Source organism: Myceligenerans cantabricum, assembly GCF_054777735.1.
Genome location: NZ_BAAHAJ010000011.1, coordinates 26695 through 45192, shown reverse-complemented (window position 1 = coordinate 45192; position 18498 = coordinate 26695). Strand labels below are relative to the sequence as shown.

The window sequence follows — 18498 nt, the reverse complement described above, 5'->3', positions numbered from 1 at the left end:
GAACCACTGGTCATGTCCCTCGTATCTCGTCCCCTTCGTCTGGTCGCCGAAGTCGCGGCCGTCGCGCTGATCGGAGCCGGTCTTTCCAGCGTCTCCGCAGGCACCGAACCCTCCGCCGCCGCGGCGGCGGGTGAGGCCGACTACGCCGGTCTCGTCAACCCCTTCGTCTCGACCGAGGACGACTTCGGCCAGGACCTCGTCGGTGCGGAAGCGCCGAACTCGATCGTCAAGATCAACCCGATGACGACGTCGGGCCGCTCCCACTCGGGCTACGACTACGCCGAGGACCAGATCGCGGGCTTCACGCACACCAACCTCAACGGCGTCGGCGGCTCGGGCGCCGGCGGCGACCTCCTCGTCGTGCCGACGTATCAGGAGTACACCAGTCGTCCGGGAACCGGCACGTATGCGAAGGACTACAGCCACGCGGACGAGGTGGCCGAGCCGGGGTACTACGCCGTCGACCTCGAGACCGAAGCCGGCGCGATCCTCGCCGAGGCGACCACCGACGTGCGCACGGGACAGGACCGCTTCACCTTCCCGGCGGCCGGAACCGCCTCTCTCGTCGTCGACCTGCGCAACAACTTCACGAGCCGCAGGGATGCCACGCTCGGCTACGAGACGCTGGACGACGGGCGTGTCGCGCTCTCGGGCGACTTCACCGGCCATTTCAACGGCTACGACTACCAGATGTACTACTACGTCGAGTCGACCGCACCGGCGGCGGGCGTGCGCACGTGGGGCGGATCCGGTGGCCTCGCAGAGCAACCGCACCGCGACGGCACCGACATCGGCGCGATCGTCGACTTCGAGGTGGACGCGGGGCAGCAGGTCGGGCTCACGGTGGCCGTCTCTCCCCTCAGCGTCGAGCAGGCGAAGGCCGATCTGGCCGCCGAGATGGGGGACCGCTCCTTCGAGCAGGTGCGCGACGAGACGAGGGCCGCATGGAACGAGATCCTCGGTCGGCTCGCCGTGACGGCCTCCGGGACGAGCGACCCCGACGGCGAGCTGCAGACGCTGTTCTACACGCATCTGTACCGCATGTTCGGGACGCCGGTGAACGCGACGAGCACGAGCGGCACGTACCGCGGCCTCGACGGCGAGGTGCACCAGGCCGACGGCTACACGCACTATGACGGCTGGGGATTCTGGGACGACTTCCGCAAGTACGAGATCCTCGCGATCGGATACCCCGAGGTGTTCCGCGACATGGCACAGTCGGTCGTCGATCTCTACGGATCGTTCGCGAGCACCGGCCAGGGCTCTCTGTCGAACGTCACCCATTCCGTGCCCACCGTACGGTTCGAGCGCGCCTCGATCGTCGTCGCCGACGCGATCGCCAAGGGCGCGCAGCCGCGTGGTCTCGCCCAGGCATGGCCCGCCCTCGTCTCGCAGTCGCAGGGCGGTTACGCCGACGAGGGGAACGCGCGCCGCGGCTACGTCGCGAACGAGGTCGACGACACGCTCGGTACCTCCTACGACGACTGGGCCATGGCGACGATCGCGGACGCGCTCGGGAAGACTGACGAGGCGCAGGAGTACCGCCTGCGCGCCGCCAACTGGACGAACCTGTTCAAGCCGGACGCCGTCACCCTGGCCGACGGCACCACGACCGGGCTGATCTTCCCCAAGGACGCGAACGGCGCCTGGGTCGACGCGGATCCCGAGCGGTTCGAGGCCGCGAACCTCTACCAGGGCACGCTGTGGCAGTACCACTGGTACGCCGCGGCCGACATGGGCGGGCTCATCGACAAGATGGGCGGCGAGGAGACCGCGCGGGAGGCGCTCAGCTTCATGTTCGGCGAGCAGTCGCCCGATGACGGCAAGCGCATGCTGCACGCCAACGCGAACGAGATCGACCTGCAGGCGCCGTACCTGTTCAACTACGTCGGCGCCCCGGCGAACACCCAGCACTGGGTGCGGAGCATCTATACGAAGGAGACGTGGAACCGCTACATCGCCACGGGCGGCACCCACGAGGCGCCCTCAGGTGGCGGCGAGTTCACCCCGCCCGTGAAGACGAAGGTGTTCCGGAACGATCCGCAGGGCTTCCTGCCCACGATGGACAACGACACCGGAACGATGTCGTCCACCTTCGTGGCGGCCGCGCTGGGGCTGTTCCCCGTGGCCGCCGGATCCGACGAGTACCAGATCGGCACGCCGTTCTTCGAGAACGTGCGGATCAGCTATCCCTCCGGCCGGACGTTCGACATCTCCGCGGACGGAGTGTCGCCCGAGGCCTACTACATCCAGTCCGCCCGCCTGAACGGCGAAGCGTTCGAACGTACCTGGCTGACGTACGACCAGCTCACCGCCGGAGGTGAGCTGAGCTTCCGGATGGGGGAGGAGGTTTCGGGCTGGGCCTCCGGCTCGGTCGCGGCACCGTCGCTGAGCGACGAGCTGCCGAGCTCGGTCTACGACCCGATCAGCGCGATCTCGGTGTCGTCGCGGACGTTCGCCGAGGCGCAGGCCGGTGACGGATCGATCGGCAACAGCATCGACCTGAGGCTCGCGAACGGCACGTTCGCAGGTGCGGACGGCGACAACCTCTCGGGTGCCATCACCGCCGACAACGTGCCCGCCGGGCTGACCCTCGGAGCGGAGCGCACGGGAGACCGCCGCGTGCGGCTGTCGCTCGAGGGCTCGGCGGAGCGCTCCGGGGAGCTCGACGGTATCGACGACCTCACGGTGGCCATCTCGGACGAGGCCTTCTCGCGCGCGCCCTCGAACGGCACGCGCGAGTTCGAGTTCAAGGTGGTCTTCGAGGACGCGACGCTGAGCATGGACCCGACCCGGCTCAAGGCGGCGGCCGACGGTGAGGTCGACGTCTCCGCGACGCTCACGCTGAGCGGCGCACGCTTCGCTGAGACGAACGGGCGTGATCTGGTCGCAGACGGTGCCCTGACGCTTCCGGGTCTCCCCGCGGGCGTGGCGGCGACCGCGATCCCGGACGACGCGCACAGGGTGACGCTCCGGCTGACCGGCTCGCTCGGAGACGCGCAGCGCGCGACGTTCAGCCTGGACTTCGTCGACGCGGCCTTCGACGGGACGGCGGCGGCGAGCGTCCGCGGCGACGGCATCTCGGGACTGGCGACCGTCGTGATCGAACGGGATCAGCGGTGGCGCGAGAAGCTGAGCGCGCTGCTTGCCGAGGCGGAGCTCGTCGTCCGTGGGGCGTACTCCTCGGCATCCTTCTCCGCGTTCGAGACGGCCCGCGACGGTGCGACGGAGACTCTCGCGAACGAGGCGGCTTCGGACGACGACCTCCGGGCGGCGCTCAACAGGCTCACGAAGACTGCGGATGCCCTGCAGATCACGGGTACGCCCTACCGGGTGCTGGAGGCGGAGGAGTTCGACGACTCCTCGGGCGGCCGGCTGAGCCCCGAGAACGGCAACATCGGCGGCGTCCAGGTCGGTTCCTGGATCGCGTACGACGGCATCGACTTCGGCGAAGAGCTTCCGAAGCGCGTCAAGCTGCGCTACGCCAACCATCCCGACGACAGCGCTACGGACGAGCATGTCGAGGTGCGCGTCGGCGCCGTGGACGGCCCCGTCGCCGCCAGGGTGGATCTGGCGACGACCGACGGGTGGAACGACTACGTCACCGCCGAGGCGACGATCGACGATCCCGAGGCGCTCGACGGATCGAACCGGATCTACTTCGTCTTCGGCGGTACGCCCGACCCGACCCAACCGAACTCGTGGGTCGCGAACGTGGACCGGGTGCAGTTCCTCAAGACGGCCGAAGACGGCCCCGAGACGGCCGAACCGGTGCGGATCGAAGCCGAGACCTCTGACGCCGACAACGGCAACGGCCTGAAGAAGGAAGGCGGTGAACCCCCCGCCGGCAACGTCGGCGGTACCTGGGACGGTGGCCGGCTGACCTACGACGCCCGGGACCTCGGTCCGGATCCCCTCACACAGGTCACCGTGAGCGCATCCACCCGCGACGAGCGGGTGGGCGACAACCGCCGGCTCGAGTTCTACCTCGACGAGGTGAGCGAGACGGCGAGAGTCGGAACCGTCGCGCTGCCGAAGACCGGTGGGTGGGGCAACTACGTGGAGACGACGACGGAGCTCGACGAGCCGGTCTCGGGCACGCATACGTTGATCGTCGTCATGCGAGCGGATGCCGTCGCGGGGCAGGAGTTCAACTACGTCGCGAACCTGCAGTGGTACGAGTTCGGCCCGGAACCGCAGGAGGTCCCCGAGGCCGACCTCACCGGCCTGAACACGGCCATCGACGACGCCGAACCGCTGCTCGACCGCGAGGACCGGTACGTCTCCATCGACTTCGCCGTCTTCCGTGCCGCGCTCGGCGAGGCGAAGCGGATCGCCGTCACCGACCAGCCGGCGCAGGACGAGGTCGACGAGGCGCGGCGCGTGCTCGACGCCGCGGCGGGGCAGCTCGAGTGGAGGGCCGTCCGGCAGGTGGTGGTGTCCGCCACGACGCGCACCCTGGCGGGGAAGCAGTACGTATCCGTCGCGGTGACCAACGGTGCGGACGCCGCCCTCGACCTGGAGGTCGAGACACCCTATGGCTCCAGGTCGTTCACCGCGGTGCAGCCGGGAGCGTCAGCGAACGTGTCGATGAACTCGCGCCAGGCGTCGATCCCGGCTGGTGGGGTGAAGGTCACCATCACCGGGCAGGTCGGCGACGAGACGGTCACGGCCGACAAGACGGCCTCTTACCCGGCTGCGGGCTGAGCGATCACGCGGGCAGGCACGCACGACCGCGAGGTAGGGGCGAGTGCTCAGGTAGGCGCCAGGGGGCGCTCCCCACGCCCCTACCTGAGCACTCGCCCCTACCTCGCTGTCGTCCCCCCCTACCCGTGCGATCGCTCAGCTTGGCGACCCGTTTTCCGTACCGGACAAGTTGTTGCCGGGCATGACTCTCCTGGCCCGACGGCTTGGCTGAGGGTCTTCAGGTTCGCGGGAGCACGGTCGCGGCGACGACGGCGTTGTTGACGATGGTCGCGGTGACGGTCCGCGCGACCGCTTCGGCGGCGGCTCCGGCTCCCCAGCTTCCCTGCTCGAGCGCCTTGGCCCGGGTGATCACGGGCGTGGTCCACGGGATCTCCTCGTCGAACCAGGGCAGGGTTCCGCTTCCCGAGAGCAGCGCGGTGAGCGCGGCGACACGGGCCGTCGGCTCCGCACCGTCGACGAGCACGTGGCGGACATCCGCGACGAGCCCTGCGCGTCGCCCGCTTCCGCCGTCCTCCAGGACCGTCGAGTCGAACAGACCGAGCGTCCTGCGGGTGCCCCGGCGGATGTCGCCGCGTTCGACCAGCCTGTCCAGCAGCGGGCCGCGCAGCGTGGTCCCGATCGCCGCGAGCGTCGTCTGGACGCCGCGCGGCTTCTCCGAGAGGTGGTCCCACGTCGACCGGAGGATGTCGTCCGCGGGCGGGCGGTCCTCGATCGCTGCCACACGCGTCGTCCCGCCCCTGCCGGGCTCGGTGCGCACGTGTTCGCCGAGCCCGAGATCCGCGAGGACCGCACCCGCAAGCGTGTAGAAGAGCGTGTTCTCACCCGCGATGGTCCCGGTGCCGCGACGCAGACCGCCGTTCGGCTGGAACAGGAGGAGCAGGAGGTCTTCCGCAAGGATCGGTCCCCGTGGTGTCCCGGCCTCGCCGAGCGCTTCGTTCGCGTTCTGCGTCATCGGTCGTGCCTCTCCGTAGCCGTGATGCGGAACTCCCGCCGCCGCACGAGCCATTCTGACGGGCGGGGAGCAGGGCTGCTCGTGACGTCGCCGTGGAGGGGGCGCTTCGGCGTGGGAGCCTCTGGCGAGGCCGGCGCAGCGGCCGAGGTCGCCCGGCCGCGACGTGGAAGGGTCCTTGCGGCGCCTGGGCACCGACCGCATCGACCTGTACTACCTGCACCGGGTCGATCCCGCGACGCCGATCAGAACACCTTCGGCGCCCTGGCTTGGCTGCTGGCCCAGGGAGCGGGTCAGGCCTCGTCGTGGCGCGTGCAGAGCATCACCCAGTGGTCTCGCTCCGGGTCGTGCAGGAGCTCGATGTCGAAGCTGACCCGTCCGTCCGTGGAACTGTGCATCTCCTTGGTCGCCGAGCAGGCAGGTGAGAGTGGTGCCCGTGAACGCTTGGTGGACCAGGTTGCGGGCGAAGGGGCCGGTCCCGTCAGGAGGTGGCAGCAGCGCGGCCGCACGCTTGTCCCGCGCCAGGAGGTCGAGCCGTCCGTCGTGCACGGTGACCGGCATCGTGTCGTCCGCTCGACGCTGGAGACCGGCAAGGAGTTCATCCGGGCTGTCGAGGCCAAGGACATCGACGCCGTCGCACGCACGCTCGGGGACGAGGTCGAGCAGCTCTTCATGCACTCGAGCGGCGTCACCAGGGCCGAAGGCGTCACGGGGATCGTCGCCGGCCGTCGGCGGGGTTTCTGCGTCGCCGACGTGCGCGGCCGGGGGGAGGTGCTCGGGTACACGAGGGGGATCTTCGACATGTGGACCCGCGGGTCGAGGAGCATGGTGCCGTCGAAGTCGCCGGAAGAGGCGAACACCCCGACCGGAAGTGTGCGTGCCTGAAAGAAGGCGAAGACCGGGGTCGCAGCGATGAGCGGATCGGCCTCCTCGGCGATGCGGAGCACGTCATCGGCCTCAGGGGTGACGCTTTCTCGGCTGATCGCGCTGGTGAAGCCGTTGCCGAGGCGGCAGACGAGGATCACCGAGCGTCGTCGGTCCCTGGGGCGTGACCCTCCTCACGCGTCGTCCTGCGCTTGGCGGCGTCGTCGAGCAGCTGCCCGATCGTTCGTGTCCCTGCCGCGGCGCGACCGGTCACCGCGCCCTCGCGCCGGCGCAACAACCCGGCCCGCGCGGCAGCATGATCGCCGGCCAGCAACCTGGCCAGGGCGTCGTCCTTGGCCTTGACCGGAATGCTCGCGATCCATTCGCGCAGGTCAGATTGTCCGACGTCGGTCCGTGGCGGGCTCTTGCTCGCCGCCTCGGCCAGAAGGTCGGCATCCAGGCGCAGGAAGTCGACCAGTGTCCGCTGGGCTCCGGAGAGCTCGCCCAGCCCTGCCGGGACCGGCGGTTCCTGAAGGTCTTCGTCGGCGTAGTCGAAAGCGTCCTCGTCGTAGGCCCACACCCCGATCGCGGTGAGGAAGATCAGATACAGGGGCCGCAGGTCACCGTCGATCAGCTCGGACCGGACCGCAGCGAAAGCCCCGAGCGTCCATTCTTCGTCGTCGTCCCAGTAGCCGTCCTCCACGTCGGAGCTCAGGTCCAGGATCACGTTCTTCCGCGACCGGCGGGCGTCCATGTGCTCGCCGACCAGGTACGCGTCGAGGTCCACACCCGACAACGTGATCGCCGGCAGCTTGAGCATCAGACGCCGCGCGCCCCAGTTCGCGTGATAGAGGTGCAGGTCGTAGTACTTGCGCACCAGCTCGTCCGGAGAGCCCTTGAAGTCACCCCAGTGGTACTCGTTCAGGAACGACGTCGCCGTGATCTGCGCGCGCGTCGACAGCGCTCGCACCGCGGCCTGCTGTTCGGCGGTCAGCGGCCGGTCGACCGCGAGAAACTCGTAGTACTGGTACTCGCTCATGGCGCCGGCCCTTCCGGAGTGAAGCTGTCCGCATCGGTCAGCCGGAGCCTAGCCGCGGGGCGCAGCCGTGGATTCGCGCACGACGAGCTCCGGCCGCAGGAGCACGGACCGGCCGGTCTCATGGTCACCCTCATCGAGCACCTCGCCGAGGCTGAGCTTTGCCATCCGCGCGATCGGTTGGCGGACCGAGGTGAGCGGCGGGTCGTACAGGTCGGCGAGAACGATGTCGTCGAACCCCACCACGGAGACGTCCCGCCCGACTCGTAGTCCTTGGTCGCGCAAGCCGCGGCAGAAACCGAGAGCGGTCATGTCGTTGACCGCGACGACTCCCGTAGGTGTCTCCCCCGCCGTGGAGAAGAGATCGTGGGCTGCCTGTCGACCCACCTGTGCTGCTTCGACGTCTCCGAACGCCGCCGTGTTCCCGGCCGTCCACGTCGGCATCGCTGCGAGGTCAAGATCCGCTGCCTCCAGAGCGGAACAGAAGCCTCGAAACCGTCCGGTGCGATTGACCGACGCGAGCGATCCTGACACGAAGGCCAGCCGCTCATGGCCGAGGTCGGTCAGATGGGAGGTCGCGAGAAAGCCACCTACGTGGTTGTCGATGCTGACGCTGACGACCTGCTCGGGATCCCCGGGCTGTGCGGGCCGGTCGAACGTCACCAGCCGGAGTCCGCGTTGGACGATGTCCGCGAGGTGGTCCAGGTTCGGCAGCGAGGAGCACAGGACGATCCCGCGCACGCCGTCCTCCCAGAGCTCCTCGACGTACCGCCGTTCCCGGCTCGGATCGCGTTCGCTGTTGCACAGCAACACATTGCACCCGACGGCGAGTGCCGCCACCTCGAGCTCGCGGGCGAACGCCCCCCAGAAGGGGTTTCCGACCGACGGGACGATGAGTCCGATCGTCTCCGTCCGGCCGGTGCGCAGCTGGCGCGCTGCGCGGTTCGGCCGGTATCCGAGATCTGCGATCGCGCGGTCGATGCGCTCCTTGGTAGCCGGGACCATCCGGTTCGTCCGGCCGTTCAACAGATTCGAGACCGTGCTGGGCGAGACTCCGGCGGCTGCGGCAACCTGCTGGATCGTCACGCGTGCCACGTTTCCTCCAACATCAGCAGTGGTGACGCACGGATGTGCATCGATGCAGCATCGTAGCCCAGATACCCGGACTACTTGCTCGGTCGCGGAGTCCCGGTCGGTGTTCAAACCCTTTGCGACGGCGTGGTTGACGCCGAGGAGAACCGTGGCTATCTTGGTGCATCGTTACACCGCACCCGTTGCCGACGCGGCCGACGGGAACCTGCTTACAACACGTGAAGGATCAATGATGATCACCAAGAGTCAGGGCCGCCGACGGATCGCGTGCGCCGGCGCCATCGCTGCTCTCGCACTGGGCATCTCGGCCTGCAGCTCGGGTACGGGCACCGGCGCGGACACCGCGGAGGGAGGTGTGGCCGGGGACATCACGTTGCTCACGCCGATCTTCGAGGGCACCGCAGGACAGGAGCTTCTCGAGGACGAGCTGCTGCCCCAGTTCTACGAGGAGTACCCGGACGTGACGGTGTCCGTGGACTACACCACCTACGGCAACCTCAACGAGAAGCTGGCGACGGCAGCGGTCTCGGGTGCGGTGCCGGACGTCATGATGATGGGTGTCGGCTGGATCGAAGGTTTCGCGGAGCGAGGGCTTCTGGCCGACCTCGGGGAGCTCGGCCTGACCGAGGAGGTGCTGCTGGAGTCGTACACCCCGGAGATCGTCGACGCGGGAACCTGGGAGAACGGCGTCTACGCCGTGCCGATCATGCTCGACACCCGTTACGGGGTCGCCCGCATGGACCTCCTGGAGGAGGCCGGGTTCGACGCACCGCCGCAGTCGTGGGAAGAGCTCACCGAGATGGCGGAAGCCCTCACCGTCCGGGAGGACGACGGGACGCTGAAGCGCGCGGGCTTCGACATGCTGTCGCTCGACTCCCGTCAGGTCTTCGAGACGATGCTCTTCTCCGCCGGCGGGGACCTGTTCGACGAGGAGCTCGCGGAACCGGCGTTCAACGGCCCGGAGGGCGTCGCCGCGCTGGAGCTGATGACCGACCTCATCAATGAGCACGAGGTCGAGGACATCGGCTTCTCGTCGACGGACGAGGCGGTGAACCCGCTCCTCAACGGCCGTGCAGCGATGGGGATCGCACACAACAACCTCTGGACCCAAGGTCTCGCCGCTGATCCGGAGATGCTCGACAACCTTGAGCCGTTCCTCATCGAGGACGACGTCCCCGGCATGTTCTTCGGGGGCACGCTCGCCACTCGTTCGGCGACGTCGCAGCACCCGGAGGCGGCACAGGCGCTCCTGGAGTTCCTGGCGAGCCCGGAGCCGGCGCTCGCCGCCAACGAACAGCGTGGAAACGTCCCCGCCCTCACCGAGCTTCTCGACTCCGAGTACGTGGAATCGAACCGCTTCGTCCAGTTCTCCATGGAGAACCTGGAGCACGCCAAGCGAGAAGGCGGGCCCGCCGAGTGGCTCGAGGTCCGCGATGACTTCGCACCCACCATCGAGTCCGCGCTCCTCGGCCAGGAGGAACCACAGGCTGCTCTCGACGACCTCGCCGTTCTCGTTCAGACGGCGATGGACCGCTAGCGAGTGCACCGGCTTGGAGCATCGGGGCGGGCTGTCCCGCCCCGATGCCTCCTCCGACCGAAGCAGGAGACATGTCACGCACCGAGACGCCCGCCCGGCAGGTCATCGCGCCCGGGCGAAGCCGATACTCACCCGCGGAGCGCAAGCTCCGGCGCACGGGGTGGCTCATGGTCACGCCCTCTCTCCTTCACATCGGGCTGTGGACGGCGATTCCCGTCGCCGCCACGTTGGTCCTCGGGTTCACGGACTACAACGTGTTCTCCCCGCCCCGCTGGATCGGTCTCGGCAACTACGTCGAGCTGGTCCAGGACCCCGTGTTCCGCAAGGCGACCTGGAACACCATCGTCTACACCTTCTGGACCGTCCCGGTATCGATGGCGATCGCGCTGGTCATCGCCGTCGCCCTCAACCAGGGGTTGCGCTTGCAGAAGTGGTATCGCACGGCGTTCTTCCTGCCTCAGGTCACCGCGACCGTGGCGATCGCGATGGTCTGGCTGTGGATCTTCAACCCGCAGCAGGGATTGCTCAACGCGTTCTTGGGCCTTGTCGGAATCCCCGGGCAGGCCTGGCTCGCCGATCCGGACTGGGCGCTGTGGTCGGTCATCCTCGTCGGAGCCTGGCAGGGGATCGGTATCAAGATGCTCATCTATATCGCAGCGTTGCAGAACGTCGACGAGAGCCTCTACGAGGCGGCGTCCGTCGACGGAGCCTCGACCGTCCGCAAGTTCTTCGCGATCACTCTGCCGATGCTCAAGCCGGCCACCTTCTTCGTCCTGGTGATCTCGATCATCAATGCCTTCCAGGTGTTCGACCAGGTCTACGTCCTGACAGACGGCGGCCCGGCCAACTCGACCACGATGATGACCTACGAGGTGTACCGCTCCGCGTTCGAGGAGTTCCGCATGGGGATGGCCTCGGCGCAGTCCGTCGTCCTGTTCCTCTTCCTGCTGCTCATGACGCTCGTCGGGCGTCGCATGACCCGAGAGGAGCACTGATGGCGCTCATGACACCACGACAACGGGGCGCCACGGAGGGGTCCGGCCTCAGCGACGCGCTACCCGCGGAGCCGGTTCGACGGCGCAGGGCCGCTCGTCGCCGACAGCGCGTCACGTTGCACGTGCTCCTGATGGCCGGATCGATCACGATGATCGTGCCGTTCGTGTGGATGCTCTTCACCTCGGTGAAGTCACCGGCAGAGCTCGCGCAGTTCCCGCCGACATTCTTCCCGCAGGAATGGCACTGGTCGAACTACTCGGAGGCACTCGATGCCGCGCCGTTCGACATCTACTTCCGCAACAGCCTCATCATCGCGACGGGCCACACACTCATCACGCTGGTCATCGGTTCGATGGCAGGCTACTCGCTGGCCCGCATCCGTTTCCGAGGCCGGGAGATCGTCTTCCTTTCGCTGGTGGCGATGCTGATGATCCCGACTTACACGAAGATCGTCCCGCAGTTCCTGATCGTCAAGTTCATGCCCCTTTTCGGGGGCAACGACATCTTCGGTCAAGGTGGCATCGGGTGGCTGAACTCATGGTGGGCCCTCATCATTCCAGGTGGTCTCAGCGCCACGTCGATCTTCCTCTTCCGTCAGTTCTACCTGTCGCTGCCCAAGGAGCTCGAGGAGGCGGCGCGCATCGACGGCCTCGGCGAGTTCCGCATCTTCGCCCAGATCTACACCCCGTTGATCAAGCCTGCCGTCGCGACCGTCGGGCTGCTCACCTTCCAGGAGAGCTGGAACAACTTCCTGTGGCCGCTGCTCGTCACCTCGAAGGACGAACTGCGGGTCATCCAGGTGGGGCTCGCAGTCTTCCAACAGCTCGACAACACGTCCTGGCACTACCTGATGGCCGGTACGACCCTGGCGACCGTCCCGATGGTGCTCCTGTTCGTCATGGCGCAGAAGTACTTCATCCAGGGATTCACGAACTCGGGCATCAAATGAGCTCGACGAACCACGAAAGAGGATTCATGCAGCACGTACTCAGCGGGCGTACCGCGCTCGTCACCGGTAGTGGCCACGGTATCGGCGCCGCTCTCGCTCTCGCGCTCGCCGAGGCCGGCGCGGACGTCGCCGTCCACTACGCGAACAGCGCCGACGCCGCGGCGAACATCGTCGAGAAGATCCAGGCGCTGGGACGCCGCAGCGTCGCCGTCAAGAGCGACCTGACCGATCCGCTCGCCGCGTGCTCCCTCGTCGAGGCCGCCGTCGGCGCACTCGGCGGCCTGGACATCCTCGTCAACAACGCCGGTCACCTGGTCGGTCGCGCGACCGTGGCCGAGATGACCGACGAGCACTGGGCGCAGGTCTGGAACGTCAACGTGTCGAGCACCTTCTACGTCACCCGTGCCGCCATCGAGCACCTGCAGGTGAGCGATGCCGGCCGGGTGGTGACCATGGCATCTCTCGCCGCCGAGAACGGCGGCGGACCGGGTTCCGTCGCGTACGCGGCGGCGAAGGCCGGCGTGGTCGGGTTCACCCGCGGGCTCGCGAAGGAGCTCGCGACGGACGGCATCACGGTCAACGCTCTCGCCCCCGGCTTCATCGGCGACACTCCCTTCCATGACGCCTTCACCCCACCGGAGGCCCAGGCGAACATCGTGGCGGGCATCCCGCTCGGCCGTGCGGGCACCGTCGACGACGTCGCCGCCGTGACGACGTTCCTCGCATCGGACGCCGCGGGCTACATGACGGGCCAGGTGCTCGACATCAACGGGGGGCTCAACTTCCGATGACGATCGTTCCCACGGCGCCGGGGGGCTGGTGGCACGACTACGTCTGCCCCGGGCACGACGTCGAGCTGCAGGGACCTGCCGCGGAGGGGCACAGATGTCCTCGTGGGTGCGTCGTCACCGGCGAGCGTTATGACGCCGCGTGGGTCACGCTCGAACACCAGCGGCACGCCCGCGAGGTGCGGCGGCTTGCCCGGGCGGACGACCCCGCGCGTCGTTCCGACGCCGTCACCCTGCTCGATGAGATCACGAAGGTCTACACCGACGTGGTCGGGCCGGGCTGGAACGAGTCCGCCGAGCCCTGGATGCTTCGCGGGCGGATGTTCGCGCAGGCGCTCACCGAGGCTCAGTGGGCTGCCCAGATCGCCGACGCTGTGCTCGCGCTGGGGCCAGAGGCGCGCGTGGCGGGTCTGGACGACATGCTGGAGGGGCTGCACGCCACCTTCGAGACGTCATACCGCGTCCTCATCGACGAGCGGCGGGACGAGCGCAACAACTACACGGCCTGGCTCTGCGCGGCCGGGATGCTGACCGCCCGCGCGCTCGGTGCTGCGCAGGAGGTGACGGGCACATGGAGCCGCCGCGCACTGGCTCACCTGGAGGTCGCGATCGACGACGAGGGCTGGGAATGGGAGGGCTCCACCTATTACCACCTCTTCGTGCTCCGGGCGCACCTGCTGGCGCTGCGGGACGTCGACCCCGGTGATCTCCCGGCCCGTGCCATCGAGCGGCTTGCCGCGATGGTGCGGGTCCTTGCCGAGGTCGCAGCGCCTGACGGCGGCCTCCCGGCGATCCACGACGGCCCGTACGACCGCGTCTCCGCGCACCAGGAGGTGCTCGAGGTGGCTGCGATGGCCCAGGGGCTCCTCACCCCGACCGGTCTGGAGGCGGTCGCGCGGTTCGCCCGGTCCCGCCTGGGCACCGACGACGACGGGCTCGATCGCCGGCTTCAGCAGTGGTTCTCCGGGCCACCGGTGCAGGTGCCTGCTCCCACGAGGCAGAGTACGTTGTTCGCCTCGGCCGGGTACGCCGTGCTGCGCGACGACACCGACACGTTGCAGGCCATCGTCGACGCCGGCCCGCACGGCGGCGCGCACGGCCACCACGACAAGCTCGCTCTGTACCTGTATGGCTCCGCGCCCTGGCAGCCGGCGCCGGGAGTCCCGCCCTATGCCAGCCCGCTGCGTCGCGGGCACTACGCCCGGACGGTCGCCCACCCCACCGTCGGTATCGACGGGCTCGACCAGGAGCCCACGACGGGCCGAGTCGAACGCTGGGACCCCCGAGCCGGCCTCGTCGTCACGACGGCGGATCCGTACCCCGGAGTCCGGGTGCGCCGGGCGGTACGTCTGGTCCACGGTGTCGTGACCGACGTCGTCACCGTCGACTGCGACGAGCCGCGCGAGATCGTGCTCGGGCTGCGCCCCGCCGTGGGGCTCGCCGTCCGGCACGCCCCGGGACGCACCGAGACCACCTGGACTGCTGCCGACGGTGCCGTGTTGCACGGCACGCATGCTGCCTCGCCTGGCGCTGTGCTCGTAGCCAGGCCGGGCCGCGGTCCTTCCGACGATCCAGCGGTGGTTCACTCGGTCGCCGACTGGACCGCGCAGGGGTCCCGCGCCGTGTTCGCGTCGGTGTACCAGCAGACGTCCGAACCGTTGCCGCTGCGCATCGACCTGACGTCCGACGGCGTCACTTTCCACCTGACCACCCCTGACGGGGGAACGACCATCGAGGGAGCATCGTGACCCGACCTCTGCTGATCGCCGACCGCGAGGAGACGCTGCGTGCCGAGCTCCGCGACGTGCGCAGGCCACAGCTACGGCGCCTCCTCGACGAGTGCGAGCGACTGGCCTCCCTCGACCTTCCCACCGAGCATCCGCTGGCGTCGATCACCTACCTGGGTGCGGGAGCGGCGAACCTGGCGCTGGCCTATCGCCTCACGGGGCAGGAACACTACCTCGGCGAGCTGCGCCGCTGGCTCGTGCCGTCCTTGTCCTTCCCGCACTGGGGACGGGCCAACCTGCCCGACCACGACCTGGACGCGGGCTGGCTGCTGCACGGTCTGGGCCAGGCGTACTCCTGGGCCGGTGACGTCCTGCCGGCCGAAGAACGAGAGGCTTTGCGCGACAAGCTCATCCTGCAGGGCACGCGCCTGTACGAGTTCGCCGTGGAGTCCGAGGGCGGGTGGTGGTCGTCGTCCTACTGGCAGAACCACAACTGGATCTGCTACGCGGGCCTGGCGACGGCCGGATATGCCCTCCGCGACGACCATGAGCCCGCGGCCCTCTGGACGGAGCGGGCCAAGGAGAACTTCGACACCGTCCTGGCGATGCTCCCCGAGGACGGTTCCAACAACGAGGGCGTCGTCTACTGGCGGTACGGCGTTCCGTGGATCGTCGCCTACCTCGACCTGCTCAAGGCCGAGGAGGGCATCGACTGGTTCGCCCGTAGCGACTACCTGCGCGAGACATTCTGGTACCGCCTCTACCAGGCCGCTCCGGACCTCGAGCGGATCATCGACCACGGCGACTGCCACGACCGGCGCAGCGGGCACCCCGTGGCGATGTACTACAAGCTCGCGGCGGAGTACCGGATCCCGCAGTGCCAGTGGCTCGCGGACAGGGTGGCGGACAGCTTCTTCTGGCGCGAGGCCTACGAGAGCGGGGTGCGCCCCGGGGTGCGGGCCGAGGCCTACCAGGAGCTGCTCTGGTTCGACCCGCAGGCGCCCAGCGAAGATCCGTACGGCCTGCCGGCCAGTCGCTGGTTCCGCGACCTGGGCCTCGTCGTCGGCCGATCCTCGTGGGACGCCGACGCCGTGATGGTGTCCTTCAAGGCGTCTCCCGGTGGGGGGCACAAGGCGTGGGACGCGGCGCACCGCATCCGCCGGGAGAAGGGCTGGACCACCTTGAACGCCGGGCACCACCACCCCGACTCGGGCTCGTTCACGCTGCTGGGTCATGGCGCCTACCTCGCGCTCGACGAGGGCTACTCGTCGCGCAAGCGAACGGCACACCACAACTCCGTCCTGGTCGACGGGCAGGGATTCGTCAACGAGGACCGCTACCACGTGTTCGAGGACCTGGCCTACGAGCACCAGGCGGAGATCCTCACCGCCACGCTGGCAGGAGGCTGGGTGCACGCCGTGAGCGAGACGTCGGCGATGTACCACCCGGCGCTCGGGGTGGAGCGTGCGCGGCGGCATCTCGTCATGTCCCCGGGCGGCAACCTGGTGGTTCTCGACGATCTGCGTGCCGGCGAGCCACGCGTCTGGACGGTCCTGCTGCAGACCGAGCATCCGGTGCGAGCCGACGCCGATCGGCGCTGGACCGCTGACGCCGGCTCGGGACGCCTGCTGGTGGCGGCGCTGGACGCCGCGGAGGACGTCGAGTCGGTCCCGACCTCGGTGCACGCCAATCCGACGTCGTCGACACCCAGCCTGGCCATCGAGAAGATCCTGCACACCCTGCGGCGTTCGACGGCGCCCGTGAGGCACGGCCGGTTCCTGACCGTGCTGGAACCGCGTCCCTGGCACGATGACGTGCACGCCGAGACATCCGTCGAGGAGGCGGGAGACACGGTGACGGTCCACCTGGAACGGAACGGCAGCCGCGAGTCGGTGACGCTCGACCTCGAGCTGGGCACACCCTCGGGCGGAGATGCGCGCGGACCGGGCTTCGCCGGACGAGTCACGCCGCTGGGCGCCACGGTAGGCGCCGCGGAATGAGCATGACGGTGGACCCCGAGCATCCTCCCCGATGGGAGACGCGCGTCCTTCGCGCCCTGATGGTCCCTGCGAACCTGGCACTCGGCGGGGTCGTCGCCCTCCTCCTGGCACTCCCGGGGGTGACGCTGCTGCCGGTGCTCGTCGCCCTCGCTCGCGCGTTCGCCTCCTGGCACGACGACGGCGACGATGCCGTCGTGACGTCCTTGCTGCGAGAGATGCGCTCCACCTGGCGGCGTACCTGGCGGGCGGGGATCGTCGCGGGCGTCGCCGTCGGTCTGCTCACGGTCGACACACTGTTCCTGCTGGCACGACTCGGTACGCAGGAGGCGGGGCTCGCCGTCCTGATCGGCGGTGCGACGGTACCGGTGGCCACAGGCGTCGTGCTCACGCTGCTGCTGGTGCCGGTCGCCGCGGCGCACGAACGAGACGGCACCATGCGCGGCTGGCTGCTGACGGCGGCGGCACGTGCGGCCGGTCACCCGGGTCGCACCGTCGTGCTGCTGCTCCTGACGGCAGCGGTGCTGTTCACGGGACTCGCCCTGCCCACGCTCGCGCCGTTCGTCGTCCTCTCGACGCCGGTATATCTCGCGGTCCGGACCTGGCCGACGGGATCGTCGCGGGCTACGGGTCCTGGCACTGCGGACGGCGGGCGGTGACCCGGGGGAGGTCCCGGCCCCACGGCACCGCGCTCTGGGTGCTCTACGGCGACACCCTGACGATGGCGGTCGGGTTCTACATGCTGGTTCCGCTGCTCGCCTACCACTATCTGCAGAACCTCGGCCTGACGGTGGTGGTCGTCGGGGCGCTGACGGCGCTGCGATCCGCGGCCCAGAACGGCGTCATGCCGATCTCGGGGTGGGTCGCCGACCGCATCGGGTATCGGCGCGCGATCGCCGGCGGTGTGCTGGTCCGCGCGGCGGGGTTCGCCGTGCTCGGCGCGGTCTCCAGCCTCCCGCTGCTGGTGGTCGGCTCGGTGTTGGCGGGACTCGGGGGAGCGCTCTTCCATCCCGCGAGCTATGCCGCCTACTCGGCACTCGCCGTGGGCCGGGACGCGGTACGGGTCTACTCGACCCGAGAGCTGTTCTCCAACATCGGGTTCGTCCTCGGACCGATGCTCGGTGGGCTTCTCGCCGGGGCGGACTTCCAGTGGGTGGCGTTCGGCTCTGCCGGGCTCTTCCTCGCAGCGTTCGTCCTCACGGTGGTGGGCCTTCCGGCAGCCCTCGTTGCCGCAGACAGCCGACGCGCCCGGTTCGGTGAGGCGCTGCGGGACAGTGGCTTCCGCCGGTATCTCGTCGTCGTCGCTGCCCTGTGGATGCTTGTCACCCAGCTCTACCTGGTGGTTCCTGTTCGCGCCGCGGATGTGCTGCCCGGCGCGATCGGAGTCGGCGCGGTCTACACGGCCGCCGCCGTGTTCATGGTGGTCACGATGCTGCCTCTGACCGGCTACATGTCCCGGCGCCTTCCGGCACCCAGGGTGCTGGCGTTGGGTTCGCTCTCCCTGGGCACAGGTATGGCGGTGATGGGCCTGTGGGACTCGGCGGTGGGCCTGGTCGCCGGAGTGCTCGTCTTCACGGTCGGGCAGATGCTGTCGCAGCCCGTGATGAACGCCGTCGTCGCGGAGCTCGCCGACGGTCGTGCCGTGGCGTCGTACTTCGGTGCGATGGGCCTCGCACAGGCGCTGGGTGGCGTGACAGGCAACCTGGCCGGCGGCCTCTTGTACACGCTCGCTGGCTCGGAGGCACCTTGGGCGCGGGGCACGTGGTTCGTCTTCTTCGCCCTCGGTGCCGTCGTGGCGGCGGTTCTCTGGGCAAGAGGTCGCCCCGGCGGAGCATGATCAACTGCGGGTGCCGGGT

The 18498-nt window shown here is 69.0% G+C and carries 13 protein-coding genes and 1 pseudogene; 11 read left to right on the top strand and 3 right to left on the bottom strand.

Going from position 1 to position 18498, the window contains the following annotated elements:
• The first annotated feature begins 12 nt into the window (after positions 1 to 12).
• Positions 13 to 4707 carry a glycoside hydrolase domain-containing protein gene (locus ACYU96_RS14795; RefSeq protein ID WP_460754969.1) on the top strand — a complete coding sequence of 1565 codons (4695 nt, stop codon included), beginning with the start codon at positions 13 to 15 and terminating at the stop codon, positions 4705 to 4707.
• Between the two features lie 217 nt (positions 4708 to 4924).
• On the opposite strand, the gene ACYU96_RS14790 is transcribed toward ACYU96_RS14795, so the two are convergent.
• Positions 4925 to 5659 carry a GOLPH3/VPS74 family protein gene (locus ACYU96_RS14790; RefSeq protein ID WP_460754966.1) on the bottom strand — a complete coding sequence of 245 codons (735 nt, stop codon included), beginning with the start codon at positions 5657 to 5659 and terminating at the stop codon, positions 4925 to 4927.
• Positions 5660 to 5822: 163 nt separating this feature from the next.
• On the opposite strand from ACYU96_RS14790, the pseudogene ACYU96_RS14785 reads away from it, so the two are divergent.
• A pseudogene (locus ACYU96_RS14785) lies at positions 5823 to 5944 on the top strand (aldo/keto reductase); the annotation flags it as partial.
• Positions 5945 to 6103: 159 nt separating this feature from the next.
• Positions 6104 to 6541, top strand: a complete 438-nt coding sequence (locus ACYU96_RS14780; protein WP_460755907.1) for a hypothetical protein — start codon at positions 6104 to 6106, stop codon at positions 6539 to 6541.
• Between the two features lie 136 nt (positions 6542 to 6677).
• Here ACYU96_RS14780 and ACYU96_RS14775 read toward each other — a convergent pair whose 3' ends face one another.
• Positions 6678 to 7559, bottom strand: a complete 882-nt coding sequence (locus ACYU96_RS14775; RefSeq protein ID WP_460754964.1) for a hypothetical protein — start codon at positions 7557 to 7559, stop codon at positions 6678 to 6680.
• Between the two features lie 48 nt (positions 7560 to 7607).
• The gene (locus ACYU96_RS14770; RefSeq protein WP_460754961.1) at positions 7608 to 8759 is read right to left on the bottom strand and encodes a LacI family DNA-binding transcriptional regulator; all 1152 of its coding nucleotides are present in this window, start codon (positions 8757 to 8759) and stop codon (positions 7608 to 7610) included.
• 121 nt (positions 8760 to 8880) lie between these two features.
• Between ACYU96_RS14770 and ACYU96_RS14765 the strand changes: the two genes are divergently transcribed.
• From ACYU96_RS14765 to ACYU96_RS14730, 8 genes are all read left to right on the top strand, one after another.
• Entirely contained in the window at positions 8881 to 10185 is a 1305-nt protein-coding gene (locus tag ACYU96_RS14765; RefSeq protein WP_460754959.1) for an ABC transporter substrate-binding protein, read from the top strand.
• A gap of 71 nt (positions 10186 to 10256) precedes the next feature.
• Positions 10257 to 11180 (top strand): carbohydrate ABC transporter permease, encoded by a 924-nt coding sequence (locus tag ACYU96_RS14760; protein WP_460754956.1) that lies wholly within the window; start codon positions 10257 to 10259, stop codon positions 11178 to 11180.
• Between the two features lie 131 nt (positions 11181 to 11311).
• On the top strand, positions 11312 to 12130 hold the full coding sequence (locus tag ACYU96_RS14755) for a carbohydrate ABC transporter permease (RefSeq protein ID WP_460754954.1): 819 nt from the start codon (positions 11312 to 11314) through the stop codon (positions 12128 to 12130).
• A gap of 26 nt (positions 12131 to 12156) precedes the next feature.
• Positions 12157 to 12921 (top strand): SDR family NAD(P)-dependent oxidoreductase, encoded by a 765-nt coding sequence (locus ACYU96_RS14750; protein WP_460754951.1) that lies wholly within the window; start codon positions 12157 to 12159, stop codon positions 12919 to 12921.
• The gene (locus ACYU96_RS14745; protein ID WP_460754949.1) at positions 12918 to 14666 is read left to right on the top strand and encodes a heparinase II/III domain-containing protein; all 1749 of its coding nucleotides are present in this window, start codon (positions 12918 to 12920) and stop codon (positions 14664 to 14666) included. Before ACYU96_RS14750 ends, ACYU96_RS14745 begins: the two co-directional genes overlap by 4 nt.
• Positions 14663 to 16645 (top strand): DUF4962 domain-containing protein, encoded by a 1983-nt coding sequence (locus tag ACYU96_RS14740; protein ID WP_460754946.1) that lies wholly within the window; start codon positions 14663 to 14665, stop codon positions 16643 to 16645. Before ACYU96_RS14745 ends, ACYU96_RS14740 begins: the two co-directional genes overlap by 4 nt.
• Positions 16642 to 17301, top strand: coding sequence for a hypothetical protein (locus ACYU96_RS14735; protein ID WP_460754943.1), 660 nt, complete (start codon positions 16642 to 16644; stop codon positions 17299 to 17301). Before ACYU96_RS14740 ends, ACYU96_RS14735 begins: the two co-directional genes overlap by 4 nt.
• Entirely contained in the window at positions 17298 to 18479 is a 1182-nt protein-coding gene (locus tag ACYU96_RS14730; RefSeq protein ID WP_460754940.1) for an MFS transporter, read from the top strand. The genes ACYU96_RS14735 and ACYU96_RS14730 overlap by 4 nt, the downstream gene beginning before the upstream one ends.
• Positions 18480 to 18498: the final 19 nt, after the last annotated feature.

What these genes read in the sequence shown, in the direction of transcription:
- ACYU96_RS14795 (WP_460754969.1), top strand. Translation starts at nt 13, where the DNA reads ATGTCCCTCGTATCTCGTCCCCTTCGTCTGGTCGCCGAAGTCGCGGCC.
- ACYU96_RS14790 (WP_460754966.1), bottom strand. Translation starts at nt 5,659, where the DNA reads ATGACGCAGAACGCGAACGAAGCGCTCGGCGAGGCCGGGACACCACGG.
- ACYU96_RS14775 (WP_460754964.1), bottom strand. Translation starts at nt 7,559, where the DNA reads ATGAGCGAGTACCAGTACTACGAGTTTCTCGCGGTCGACCGGCCGCTG.
- ACYU96_RS14765 (WP_460754959.1), top strand. Translation starts at nt 8,881, where the DNA reads ATGATCACCAAGAGTCAGGGCCGCCGACGGATCGCGTGCGCCGGCGCC.
- ACYU96_RS14760 (WP_460754956.1), top strand. Translation starts at nt 10,257, where the DNA reads ATGTCACGCACCGAGACGCCCGCCCGGCAGGTCATCGCGCCCGGGCGA.
- ACYU96_RS14755 (WP_460754954.1), top strand. Translation starts at nt 11,312, where the DNA reads ATGGCCGGATCGATCACGATGATCGTGCCGTTCGTGTGGATGCTCTTC.
- ACYU96_RS14750 (WP_460754951.1), top strand. Translation starts at nt 12,157, where the DNA reads ATGCAGCACGTACTCAGCGGGCGTACCGCGCTCGTCACCGGTAGTGGC.
- ACYU96_RS14745 (WP_460754949.1), top strand. Translation starts at nt 12,918, where the DNA reads ATGACGATCGTTCCCACGGCGCCGGGGGGCTGGTGGCACGACTACGTC.
- ACYU96_RS14735 (WP_460754943.1), top strand. Translation starts at nt 16,642, where the DNA reads ATGAGCATGACGGTGGACCCCGAGCATCCTCCCCGATGGGAGACGCGC.